This is a genomic window from Saccharibacillus kuerlensis DSM 22868 (assembly GCF_000378145.1).
Taxonomy (GTDB): domain Bacteria; phylum Bacillota; class Bacilli; order Paenibacillales; family Paenibacillaceae; genus Saccharibacillus; species Saccharibacillus kuerlensis.
The window spans coordinates 132111-144957 of the sequence record NZ_KB899278.1; the positions used below are offsets into that span (position 1 = coordinate 132111).

At 49.1% G+C, this 12847-nt stretch carries 11 protein-coding genes and 1 tRNA gene; 4 read left to right on the forward strand and 8 right to left on the reverse strand.

Going from position 1 to position 12847, the window contains the following annotated elements; genetic code table 11:
* Positions 1-72: 72 nt before the first annotated feature.
* From F456_RS0103550 to F456_RS0103590, 8 genes are all read right to left on the reverse strand, one after another.
* Positions 73-945, reverse strand: coding sequence for a carbohydrate ABC transporter permease (locus tag F456_RS0103550; protein WP_018975630.1), 873 nt, complete (start codon positions 943-945; stop codon positions 73-75).
* A gap of 42 nt (positions 946-987) precedes the next feature.
* Complete coding sequence (locus tag F456_RS0103555; RefSeq protein ID WP_051086686.1) at positions 988-1911, reverse strand: ABC transporter permease; 924 nt, start codon at positions 1909-1911, stop codon at positions 988-990.
* A 168-nt stretch (positions 1912-2079) separates the two neighbouring features.
* Complete coding sequence (locus F456_RS0103560; protein ID WP_018975632.1) at positions 2080-3675, reverse strand: extracellular solute-binding protein; 1596 nt, start codon at positions 3673-3675, stop codon at positions 2080-2082.
* A gap of 486 nt (positions 3676-4161) precedes the next feature.
* Positions 4162-6405, reverse strand: coding sequence for a helix-turn-helix domain-containing protein (locus F456_RS0103565; RefSeq protein ID WP_018975633.1), 2244 nt, complete (start codon positions 6403-6405; stop codon positions 4162-4164).
* 93 nt (positions 6406-6498) lie between these two features.
* Entirely contained in the window at positions 6499-7635 is a 1137-nt protein-coding gene (locus tag F456_RS0103570; protein ID WP_018975634.1) for a glycoside hydrolase family 88/105 protein, read from the reverse strand.
* 177 nt (positions 7636-7812) lie between these two features.
* Positions 7813-7895 (reverse strand) — tRNA-Leu (locus tag F456_RS0103580).
* Between the two features lie 182 nt (positions 7896-8077).
* Positions 8078-9778 carry a methyl-accepting chemotaxis protein gene (locus F456_RS0103585; protein ID WP_018975635.1) on the reverse strand — a complete coding sequence of 567 codons (1701 nt, stop codon included), beginning with the start codon at positions 9776-9778 and terminating at the stop codon, positions 8078-8080.
* Between the two features lie 618 nt (positions 9779-10396).
* Positions 10397-10645, reverse strand: a complete 249-nt coding sequence (locus F456_RS0103590) for a hypothetical protein (protein ID WP_083923471.1) — start codon at positions 10643-10645, stop codon at positions 10397-10399.
* A gap of 181 nt (positions 10646-10826) precedes the next feature.
* Between F456_RS0103590 and F456_RS0103595 the strand changes: the two genes are divergently transcribed.
* The 4 genes from F456_RS0103595 to F456_RS24205 all read left to right on the forward strand — a co-directional run bounded on the left by F456_RS0103595 (position 10827) and on the right by F456_RS24205 (position 12739).
* Entirely contained in the window at positions 10827-11009 is a 183-nt protein-coding gene (locus F456_RS0103595; RefSeq protein WP_157059983.1) for a hypothetical protein, read from the forward strand.
* 171 nt (positions 11010-11180) lie between these two features.
* On the forward strand, positions 11181-11666 hold the full coding sequence (locus F456_RS0103600) for a NucA/NucB deoxyribonuclease domain-containing protein (protein WP_018975638.1): 486 nt from the start codon (positions 11181-11183) through the stop codon (positions 11664-11666).
* A 76-nt stretch (positions 11667-11742) separates the two neighbouring features.
* Positions 11743-12117 carry a YidH family protein gene (locus tag F456_RS0103605; RefSeq protein ID WP_018975639.1) on the forward strand — a complete coding sequence of 125 codons (375 nt, stop codon included), beginning with the start codon at positions 11743-11745 and terminating at the stop codon, positions 12115-12117.
* A gap of 484 nt (positions 12118-12601) precedes the next feature.
* Entirely contained in the window at positions 12602-12739 is a 138-nt protein-coding gene (locus F456_RS24205) for a hypothetical protein (protein ID WP_018975641.1), read from the forward strand.
* Positions 12740-12847: the final 108 nt, after the last annotated feature.

Consider the following 12847-nt stretch of genomic DNA (forward strand, 5'->3'; position numbering starts at 1 on the left):
GCTTTCACTCTAATTCGCTGCTATTCCGACTTGCTTTTGTTCCAGCTTGTTCCTGTCCTCATTTGTTTCAACTCAGCCTTTCACAGCTCCCAACATGACGCCGCTGACGAAATATTTTTGCAGCCAAGGGTACACGCACAGAATCGGAACGGTAGCGAAAATGACGGTAGCGGCTTTGAGTGCTTCCGGTGTCAGCGCTGCACGGTTTGCCCCTTCCATCTGCGTCAGCTCGGTGACCATATTGTTCTGCACCATCTGGAACAGCTTGAGCTGCAGCGGATAGATCTGCGGATCCGTCACATACATCAGCGCATCCTGGAAACCGTTCCAGCGGCCGACCGCATAGAAGAGCGCCAGTGTTGCCATGACAGGCAGCGACAGGGGGAGCACAATTCGAAGCAGGGTGTTGATAAACGAGCTGCCGTCAATTTCCGCGGATTCTTCCAGACTCGGCGGAATATTTTTGAAGAAAGAGATCAGGATAATGAGGTTGAACGGACTGACCAATCCTGGCAGAATCAGCGCCCAGACCGTATTGATCATATTCAGATCGCGGATCAGCAGGTACTCTGGAATGATGCCGCCGCTGAAGAACATCGTAATAATGATCATGTACATGAAAAATTTGCGCCCTTTCAATCTGCCCTTGGTCAGCGGGTAGGCGGCGGCAATCGTAAACAGCATGCACAGCAGCGTCGTTGCCAGCGTCAATATGACAGTGAAGCCGAGCGAATTCAGCATGGACTGGTCGGAGAAGACTTGGACATAGGCGTCCCAATTGAATTCCACAGGCCACAGCGTGACTTCACCCGAGGTGATTGCACGGTTCGAACTGAGCGACACGGCGATTGTATGAACAAACGGAGCCAGACAGAAGATAACGAATAGGGATACGAATGTAATGTTGACGGTATCAAAAATTCGGTTGGAGGTACGTTCACTCATCGAATTGACTCTCCCTTCCTCACTTCGGTTAGCGGCGCCGCATTACAGGATGCCGTCTCCGGTCGTTTTTTTGGAAATATAGTTGGAGCCCAGAATAAAGATCAGACCGACAACCGCTTGGAACAATCCGACAACCGTTGCCAGCGTATATTGTCCGGACTCCAGGCCGATTCGGTAGACGAACGTGCTGAGCACGTCGGAATATTCGCGAACTGCAGTATTACCGATAATGTACGGACGATCAAAGCCGATACTGACCATCCGGCCGAGGTTAAGAATCAGCAGCGTGACGATAGTCGGCTTGATACTCGGAAGCGTAATATGCCAGATTTTCCGCAGCCGGGAAGCTCCATCTACATCGGCCGCTTCAAACAATTCTTTGTTTACGCCGGTCAGCGCCGCCAAATACAGAATCGTGCCCCAACCTGCGCTCTGCCAAACACCGGTGAACAAATAAGTAACCAGCCAAGAGTTTTTCTCCGTCAAAAAAGGAATGGCTTCGAACCCCATGCCTTGCAGCAGGCCGTTGATCATCCCCGATTGAGTACCGAACAGCTGATACACAATCCCGCCGATAATAACCCAGGAAATAAAGTGCGGAATATACAGGATCGTTTGGGAAATGCGTTTGAAACGGGCGGAACGGATCTCGTACAGCATGATCGCCAAAATGATTGGAGCAGGGAATGAGACGATCAGATCCAGGAAGTTCAGCATGAACGTATTGCGCAGCGTAATATAGAAGTCGTTCATCGCAAACACTTCGCGGAACGCTTCCAACCCGATCCATTCACTGCCGTTTATGCCTTGAAACAGATTGAAATCTTTGAATGCGATCTGTACGCCGTACATCGGACCGTAGCGGAAGATGAGGAAATACAGAATTGGAAGCGACAGCAGCGCATACAGCTGCCAATAGCGCTTGAAGTAAGTTGTGCGTTTATTCAGTTCGCCGTATCCATTCATCTGAGTCAGAGTCGATTTCGCCTTAGTCACGTCGTTCTCCTCCTGTCGGGCACAGCGGCCTTTTTTCTGCCGAGCGCCGGGCCTTTGCCTTAAAAATCGGCCGAAGCGAAGCGGAATGTTCCGCATTTCCGCTTCTGCTTCGGCCCTTTTCCCGGTTTCGGTTTTGGATTAACCCTGTTCCTGCAGCGCCTGCTCCAGTTCTTTCTGCAGTTCTGCTCCGCCGATATTCATAAAGTCTTTCATTTCGCGCTCATATACGGCTTCGAACTGGTCGGGCTTCGCCATGGTGGACTGTACGATAATGACTTTAAGCTTGTCGTTCAGCGCCGTGCCGTATTTGGCTTCCGCCTCGATCGGACGGTCGAACACGATCGGACCGATTGTATCGGTATTGGCGACCGCAATCGACTGCCGCATCAATTCCTGGTTTTGTTTCGGGAATCCTACGGTCCAGGCTTCTTCGTTCGTTTCCTGGTCGCCGATCACTTTGCCGTTCGCCAGGATCGCCATATCGCCGCCGTTATAAACCCGGTCCTTTATTTCCTGCGCGGCGTCTTCCTTGACGACCGGAATACCGTCTTCCATCACGTAGTTCTCGCCTTCTACGCCGGTAGACATGGTCAGCAGATTATCACCGGACGCCATCCAATCCAGATACTTGACGGCTTCTACAGAGCGTTTGCTGCTTTTCGGAATCATGATGTACATCCCGTTGCTTCCGTAGCGGGATTTCGTGTACTTATTGTCGGCGTTCGGATTAGTCAGCGTATCGATTGCAGCGACTTCGCTGTCCGGAAGATTTTTCTTCAGATTGTCCAGCACGCCGTCTGCGTACAGAATCTGGCCGACGTCCTCTGTTATGAAACCGACATTACCGTTCTGGAAGTCTTTCGCCAGCTGTTCTTCTTCCTCGTCGAGGCTGAAGTCTTGGCTGACCAGCCCTTCGTTGTACAGTTTATTCATGAACTGCATCGCTTCTTTGAATCCTTCGTGCAGCGGCAGCTCGTAGCGCTGGCTGTACGTTAGATCGCCTTGAATCGGTTTGATGAACGAGTAGATCAGCGGCTCGTAGCCGGAAGGTGCAAGCGCCAGACCCATCGGAATGTTTTTACTGCCGAGACCGCCCGGATCTTTCTCTTTGAACGCTTTCAACGTTTCATACAGCTCGTCTGTCGTTGTAGGCGCCGGCATATTCAGCTTGTCCAGCCAATCCTGCCGAATATAAGAGTTGTAGCGAGCCGTGATAGCCCGTTTGCCCGGAATAGCGAACTGCTGCCCTTCCAGCTGGCCGAACTTCAACGTCTCTTCACCAAGGTATTCTTTCAAATTCGGACCGTGTTCATTGATTAGTTCGCCTACATCGGTCAGACCGCCCTGCTGTGCATAACGATAAAATACACTGGAATCATATACAAACACGATGTCCGGAACGTCGCTGGCGCTTGCCATCAAGACGTTCAGTTTGGTCGTTTCCTCGGAACGCTGCACCGGAACGAATTCAACATCGATATTGTTTGGGTCGCCGAATTCCTTCTGGACGTACTGCGTCAGCCAGTTATTCGTAATAGTATGAGGCGATGGGCTGTTGCCCCGATCAAACACTTCGACCTTCAATGTAACGCGTTTGCCATCTCCGCTGCCGTCCGATGCTGCTCCTTCATTGGAACCTGAACCGCAGCCCGACAGCAGTGATACCCCCATTAACGCGGTAAGCACTGCACCTGCTGCCTTCTTCATAACCCCTCTTCGCATATTTCCTGTCATTTTCCCATCTCCTTTGTCTGTAGTGTGACGGTACTTCGGACAATCCTCGTCTTCCGTTCAAGCAGCAGCTGCCGCCCGTGTGGAGTGAACTCAGTATTCCATACCGCTGCTTGTTCTGGCAATAAACTAGTTTCGGACGTTCTTTCTGTACAAAATCCCCCTTTTGGTTTATTCCATCACCCATTTTCATACAGTTGATTATTTTCTCCAATCCTCTAAAAGTAAGCGTTTACAACAAGCGGCTTAGGCGTTCAATAAACGATTTTCGTGCGATAAACTGGATTCGCAGACGCTTAATCGCAGCGATTTGACACCCTAAATTCCAAAACAAACGCTTTTCCGGTTATTAACGGTTTAAAATTCTCCAAATCGCACAAAGCCGCATGGCCGACATCTTCGCTGAGGAAGACGCTGCTCATGCGGCATAGGAACAAACGAGGGACATCAGATAAACAATTTCAATATTCAAATCTCAAGTTTCAATTTTCAAGTCTCAAATGGAGATAGTCCACGGTTTTGCCGGCGATAGTCACCGGGCGTAATACCCGATATCCGTTTGAAGACCCGACCGAATGTAATGGCATTGGCATAGCCGACTTGAAGAGCAATATCCTGAAGTGGACAATCGCTTTCCAGCAGCAGGCGTTCCGCTTCTTTCATTCGAAGCTGTGTCAGGAAGTCGACAAATTTCATGTCAAATTCTGTCTTGAACAGATAGCTCGCGTATTTGCCCGAAATCTGGAATCGATCGCTCAGATGCTTTAAGGACAGATCCGGATTCGCAAAGTTTTCTTCAATGTAAGTCTTCATTTCATTGACCATTGCGCGATAACTTTTTGTTTCGCTGACAGATACGTATAAACGGAATAGATCGGTCAAGTAATCTGCCAGCATGCTTTTCACTTCGGTCAGCGTATCTGCTTCGAGAAGGCGATGTTCAAATTCTGTCGTCCGTCCGTCGGACAATGCTTCCTGCAGCCCTTCGGACATTACGGCAACTTCCCGTCCGAGCATCTCTAACAGTGCCTGAATCAACGAGCGAATCGCTTCGTCTTGGACAAAGTCCCGCTCGAATTCTCCGAACAGCTTATCCAGCTGCTCGCGCCACTGACTATTGGACATCCGGAACTGCTTCACCAACTCGGCGATGGTCTGCAAATATTTGTACGTCTCGAGCAGCTGCGGAGAAGAGTCTTCGGCATTCGCCAGCACAATGTCTCCGCTTAACAGCAGTTTGTGTCGTATGACTGATTCGGCCGCTTCGTATGAAATCCGAATATTTTCCGCTCCTCGGACAATCGGCCCGATTCCGCAGCAGAGAGACAGACGAAGATGATCTTTTGCCCAGGTTCGGTAATTGCCGGCCAGCACACGAAGAGTTTCCGTCAATTGGCTGTCCTCTTCTTCGGCCAGAAAAATGACGGCCAGCCGATCGCTGCCGATCCATTCTGCCCAAGCCTGCAGGCCTGAGCTTCTTGCCAACTCTTGAAATACATTCATCAGAGCGAATTTGAGTGTATTTTGGTCGCCTCGCGTATAACGGTCGCGAAAGACGTTCTCGTACCGATCAATTTCATGGACAACAACGGCAAAACGTGAAGAAGCGGAGACCGATCCGAGCGGAGATAACACTTCCAAGCGCTCCGCAGCCTGCTCGGTCCGCTCGCCCCGCAGCAGATCGGAGAACAAACGGCTGCGTTGAAGGCGTTCATTCTCCCGGCTCTTCTGCTCGTAGTCCTTTGTATGATGGATCAGACTTTCCAGAACTCCGTCGATCAGCTTAAGCTCATCGGTTCTCGCTTCGCCATGATCCTGCGTTCGAATCTGATGTGCTTCGATCCGGTTCATGATAACCTGCACCGGCTTGTAATTGCGCCGAGTGATATAGATCAGATACAGAATCGCGCATACAACAGTTCCGACTGCAATCGCAACCCAGAGATAAGAGATAACCGATACCCAGCCGAACAGACTGCCTGACTTGATTCCGCTGGAAAAAGTCCATCCTAGTCTCTCCAACCGCAATTCGTTCAATGTCTGCCTTCCGTCTCCCGATTCCGCATGTGCTTGATAGATCGCTTCTCCATTTGCATTGGTGACGATCATGAATGAAAGCTGTTCATTCACCATATTGTCGACCAATCGTTCGATAGCACTCATCTTCACATTGATGACCAGCACACCTTCTGAGCCAAACGGCAGCGGCATATCCTTGTTAATTGTAAGGACACGAACAGGCTGCGTACTCAGACCGGATACGTATTCTCGAAGCGGCTGCCAACCCGGCGCAAGATCGCCTGCATCAATGCGTGCCAGCCAGCTTTCGTCAGAGAAACCTTCCACTTCGCTCAGACCGCTTTGCGTTACAACGCTCTTTTTTTCTTTGTCGTACAAATATGCGGACTCGATGTATACGGAAGAATCGATTACGCTGCGAAGGCTGCGAGCAATCGCATATACATTCGCTGTTCCTCCGCCTTCCGGCTCATGAAAATATGCCTTATAAGCCGGCGTTTCTTCAACGGTCTGGAGTACCGACATTTCGGCTTCTCGAACAGCTCGATCCACATTGTCCACCAAATAACGCGAGGCGGTACGGTCCGCTTTTTTTGTTTCCTGCCGGGAGATGTCGTTTACGAACACGAATGAAGTAAAGATCAGAATCGTAACGGTGAGCAAAAAAATCGGAAAATACGACAGCAGCAGCCGACGATACCATGTTCGAGACATTAGACAACTCCCTCCTTTCGTTTTGCGGACTGCAGATCGATAACTCTGGTCCGCAGCTGGTTTGTATCCAACAGCTGCGGATACGCCTTCCACCTAGTTCCGGTAGAGCGCTTCTCCAAGCAGAACGATAGCGAGCGCTTGACCGTAGGCCATTGGTGCAGTCACAATGTGTGCGTAATCCTCACGCTGTTTGCCAATCGGAGTGCCGGCGGACACCCCTTCAACAATGCCGTCTTCACGGATCTGCTCCAGCAACGCTTTTACGGTACGCATCGCTGGTCCGGCAAAGCTTTCCGGCAGCAGTCCTCGCCGTACGCCAAATAGAATGCCTGCAGCAATTGCTGCGGAACCGGACGTCTCGGTATAGCTGTCCGGGTCATCCAGCAGAGTATGCCATAGACCGCTCTTATGCTGAAGCCCCAGCAGCGCTTCGCTTTGAGCACGGAAAGTCTGATTCAGATAGAGGAGCACACCTTCGTCCAAGTATGGACGCATCAGATCGATATATTCGGGAAGCCCCAACGTAAACCACCCGTTGCCGCGGCACCAGAACGCTTCGCTGAAATTATGCCGGCCAGTAAAGTGCCAGCCGTGGAAGAACAATCCCGTTTTGCGGTCGTATAAATACTTAATATGTATGAGGAGTTGATGCAGCGAAGTCTCCCGCCAGTCTTTCCGATCATATTTCACCCCCATCTTAGCGGTAAACAGAATGGCCATAAACAAGGTGTCAATCCAAATTTCGTTTTCGTTAAGCGTTACTTCAGCCGCCGTACTGCCGGTTGTAACATGTTGATAACCGTTCTCTTCGGTTCGCGGCAGGCCCTCGGCCAACCACTCGGCCCACTCCAGGCTAATTGCTTCCGCTTCAGGCAATCCCATCAGTGAAAGCAGAGGCGCCGTTGTATTGATGTTGCGGCTGGGCAGCCCTTCGGCTATACGTGCTTCCATCCATGGACGTGCATATTCTGCAAACCGTTCATCTTTGAAGTAGCTGGCAACTTTCGCAAGACCGTACAGTCCAATCCCCTGCGGCCAATCCCACGCATCCATGCCGAAGTCCCGGGCAAAATACCCCCGACGCTCAGCTTCGCCTTCCATAGCCTGCAGTTCGCCCTCATTTTCGGGACGTTGAAGATTCATTAACCTGTCGGTTACGCGATTTAATGCTACAGTTAACTGCTCCTGTTCTTCATTTCGTCTTTTTTCAACCACTTCATTTCTGTTCATTGCGCGCCTCCATTCGTCTGCTTGTCAAACTATTCATCAGTTGAACACCATGCAATGTTAAGCGCTTACTTTTATATTAGTGATTATTATACCACTTGACCGGGCTGTGCAAAATAAAAAACACCGTAGATTTTCCGCTTAAAACGGAAAATCTACGGTGCTGCTGAACTTTATGGATGCCGAGAACCGGACTCGAACCGGTACGGGATTGCTCCCGGCAGATTTTAAGTCTGCTGTGTCTGCCATTCCACCACCCCGGCATATGGGATGCAATATTGCCGACTTAAAAGATCATAGCATGCCCCCATTTAACGTGTCAATAAAAAACCCACTTCTCCTATTTCAGGATCTACGAAGCTTTCAAAAAAAAGAAAAAACCCTATTTCAAAAAGAAATAGGGGCAGGTCTTCGAACATGATTTTCTGCAGCAATCCGAAATCAATCAGATCTTGAAACGGCCGACATTATGATACAACTGTTCTGCTGTCTCCGATAGCGAAGACGAAGAAGAAGCGATCTCTTCTATTGAAGCCAACTGCTGCTGTGTAGCGGAGGCGACTTCGCTCATTCCTGAAGAAGCTTCGCCGGCAATGGTCGAACTCTGCCTCACGTACTGCAAAATCTCGGTCGTACTCGCCGACATCTCTTCGGCTCCTGCCGATACTTCCTCAATATCGCCGGCTACTTGTCCGACGGCTTCAAGAATATTCTCGAATGCTTCACCGGCGGCAGAGACCAATTCGATCCCCTTATAGACTTCACGGTCATTGGCTTCAACCGCTTCGATCGCACTATTGGTATCAGATTGAATCAATGCAATCAAATCGGTAATCCGTTTTGCCGATTCTGAGGATTGCTCGGCCAACTTACGAACTTCGTCTGCAACAACTGCAAATCCTCGTCCGGCTTCACCAGCACGGGCCGCTTCGATCGCAGCATTTAGAGCCAACAGATTGGTCTGTGAAGAAATAGCGGTAATATCATTCGTAATCGTCCCGATTTCCTCAGACCGTGAACTCAATTCCTTGACCACACCACTCATGGACGTTACGGAAGCGCGAATCGAATCCATTTGTCCGATTGCCTGCCTGATCGCTTCATTACCGCTTTGTGATTTTTGTGCCGCTTCAGCTGCAGAAGAAGCAACGGTCTGGGCTCTTTCCGCAATCTGATCTGCACCGATCGACATCTCCTGCATCGCCTGTGCGGAAGTATCCGCAATATCGACCTGCCGAGCCGTGCCCGCAGCTGTTTCCTGTACAGTCGCGGCAATTTGATCGGATGCCAGCTTGTTCTGTTCCGCGCTGGCCGTCAATTCCTGCGAAGAAGCTGCAACCAGTTCCGAAGAAGCCGCCACGGACTCAATCAGCTCTCTGAGGCTGAGCGTCATTGCATTAAAAGATGACGCCAGTGCACCGATCTCGTCACGGCCGCGTACCTTGACTTCCTCACCGGTCAGATCGCCGGAAGCAATCTGCTGAGCTGCCTTCTGGACACGCTTCAACGGCGTAACGATCATTCGCCCAAGCAGTACGGCAATAAGGGCTCCCAGTACAATCGCTACAAGACTGAGCCCAATAACAACCATACGTGCAGAATCAGCTTTGTTTACCGTCATCGAAGCCATTTCGTTAGCATGAATGTTATCCAATTCAATCAACTTGACGATCGCCTCGCTAGCATTGTTCCAAGAAACATATAATTCGCGGTGCAGTTCGCGCGACTTGTCTGACTGATTATTCTGAGCCGCGTCGATCAGCGGCGACAATCCTGTAATAAACGCGTCATAATTGACCGAAAATTGATCATACAGCTGCCGCTCTTCGTCGCTGCGAATCAACTTCTGGTAAGCTTCGCGTTCCTGCTCGATTTTGCCCAGCAGCTCCGTATACTCTTTTTTGATCGACATAAACTGGCTTGAATGATTTTCTACAATCATGTTCAGCACAAGACGTTCAAGATCAGAGACGCCTCCGTTGAGCGTTCCTAATAACGTAACGCTCGGCATCCACTTGGCGTTTACTTCTTGAGCCTGATGCCGCATACCGTTCAGATTGCTCAGCGATACGAAGCTGACAAGTACGAGCAGCAGGATCACTCCTGCAAATCCGCTCAACAGCTTGGATTGGATATTCATTTTCATTGCTTTTTCTCTCCCGTCCGTAATTACTCCAATTTAATACATTTGGACTCGTTTCCGTTCGCCGTCCAAATACTAAATTCTATTTATTTATCGACCAATATATCAATTAATTTAATGCAACTGACGAATTCGCTTTTTTAAATATCCATTGGTCAAATCTTATAGGTTTTCTTTTATGAATTTTTCACAATTTTACTTTTTTAAGTGAGGAATAAATAATTTATAAATTTTGTGTAAAAATAGCTTGGCATTCCCTATGTGCTGTGCTACTATAGTGGCAACCGAAAGGAGGTGCGTTCACATCTATAATGATATGCTGAACGTATCCCTTACCCGAACCGGTGCAGCTCTCTAAGGAGAGACTGCCCGGTGGCGCGGGATACGGAAAACAGCAAGCAAATAGCGCCACGGGTAAAAAGGCCGTCCTCCGGGACGGCCTTTTGTATGTCTTAATGTTGTAAAACCCAGGTTTGCATAAAGCTTTATAATTTCGGTATACCAATCCTGCTTATATACTGATCGCTTCCTTCTGTAATCTTGCTTCCTTCTGCGATCTTATATCTTCTTAAACTTATATTCTTTTGAGCTTATATCCTTTTGAACTATACCTTTTCGAGCTTATAGTGATTTCCCTGCCGCATAGGCTGCTTTCCGTTCGCTTTTGGACATCTCACGCCGTCGAAACGGCGATGGTCGGCAGGCCAAAATTCGATCTTGACGAAACGTACGCCGTTCTCCGCTCGCCAGACAAGTCGAATATACCAACTCTCCGCGAATGCCATGTACTTCAATTCTCCGCTGCGACAAATGACCAGACTTGTCCATATATACAATTTCAACGACTTCCCCTATATACTTACCAGGCATCTTCGCACCTCCAGATTCAGAACACTTGTTCGATATACTCATTATATACGAACATTTGTTCTTTAACAAGCGAACACTACTCTTTCTGTTCTATAAATTGAACACGAATGTTTCATCCCGAAAGCTAACGTGTATGCTTTTAACAAACGGCGGCTTTATCGTCGCGGAAAGGGTGAAATCTATGGATAAGAAGCGAGAAATCGACTTGTCGGACCGTGGACCCGGTTTCGAGAACATTCCCGAAGGCGATCCCCATTACCAAGGTAAAGATGTAGGCTCGTTCAAGAAACTGACCAAAGGCAATATGACAAACGACGAAAGTCTTGTCGAAGATACCGAAGACTCCAAAAAACTCGACGAGTAAGTGATCCGCATATGTTCGAAACCTGCCGCTCCCTATTTCCTTTATCGGGACGGCCGTTTCGCGGGCGTTTATGACGTCTCAAGATGTATCACAGAGCAAAATTTGCTGCACGAAGCAGCCTCTTTTCCGGTATAATGAGCTCCGACTACCGGTTTAAGGAGGCTTCTTCGTGTGAGCAAAAAGAAATCCGCCAAAAGGCGCGGCCGTGCTCCGTCGCTTATTACGATTGTAATTGCGGTCATGCTGGCCTTATTTGCCCCCCAATTATACAAAGTGGTCGGGCCCCTGCTTGATCTGGATATTGATTTTGGCCATACCGAAACAAGAACGGGCGAGGTCATCGAAATTGTATTTCCGGTCGATCGCTACCCCAAGACAGCCGAACATATTCAAAACGCAATTGCCAAAGGCGAATCCGCAATCTGTACCATCGACCGTGACGGAGCGCAGGATAACCGGGATGATTCACTCCGCGGCATTCCGACCAAGAAAGGCTACGACCGAGATGAATGGCCGATGGCGATGTGCAGCGAAGGCGGCGCAGGTGCACACATCGAATACATTTCACCGTCCGACAATCGCGGTGCAGGCTCCTGGGTCGGCAATGCGGTATCGGATTATCCGGACGGCACGCAAATCAAGTTTATTTTTAAGTAAAGCCAAGGAGTGAACGATAAGTATAATATTTCATCCAAAACGTATCGCTCAATTCGAAAGGTTGGAGGAATGCCCGTTGACCAGACAGGACTCGAATTCGCCGATTGAAAACAAATACGTACAGCAGCATCTTGCCAATGAACGAACTTACCTTGCCTGGGTCCGAACTTGTATTGCCATTGCGGGTCTCGGATTTTTGGCAGCTGGATTGACATTTAACTCGGCTTACGGCGAAAGAGCCCATTTGTTTGCCGTAGCGGCAGGAATAGGCTCTCTTCTGTTTGCTCTATCGCTGCTGATCTCCGCTACGTTCGAATACAAACGTAAGCGTCGTGACATTAATGAGGGGATCTTCCGCTCTTCTCGCCTTATCGTCAATTTAACGCTCGGCTTCCTGCTCGTTCTGTTTGTCCTGCTGTTTGTGCTCGCCGGTTTCCTTCTGTTCGGCTGACAAACATTGAAGATACGAAAATCGCTTGACGATTCCCCTCTTTTTTTTCCATAATAGATGAGAACGTTAATAATTGAATCGGTCGGAAGGGCAACAAAATGAGCGACAGAAACGGTTATTCGGGAGCAAATTTTCTGTTGTACTGTTCTGTTTGCTGTTTGTCCTGCTGCCCCATGTTCGCTTCATAAGCCCTGAACACATCCCCCGCAGACGAAACTGAGCGACGCGGCTTATCATCAGCAGCATCCCTATACACCGCCCTCTCTGCAGCATTCAGCTTCCGATATGTCCGAACTGCTCGCTTTTCCAAAGGCTTGCGCTGTCAATCTGGTTGTCCTGCTGTTCCGGCTGCATGCGGATTGCCGCATCCCGATTCTGTGCAAACATCGTATGCTCCGGCTGCTTAAATTTAGGGGTTCGTTCCTTTCTCTGTCGTCGGGCTTTATTCATTTGATTGAACTTTGTCCGGAAGGAGGAAAGATAAATGTCCAAAAATATCCCAAATCGCAAAGACGAGCATTCTTACCAAGAGGGCTTTGTTATGGTTCGTGAACTTCGTACCATACTGGTTTTCACATTGGCTTCGGTCGCTGTGGTAGTCGGATTATCGTTTTTGATGTAAGCTGTTACTTCCGACGAAAATTAGTTTTAATACAAGATAATTAGACTCTCCTTGCTGAGAGCTTTTTTTATCGAAGAAATCAAAAAAAGGACCCCGATGCCTAGGCAT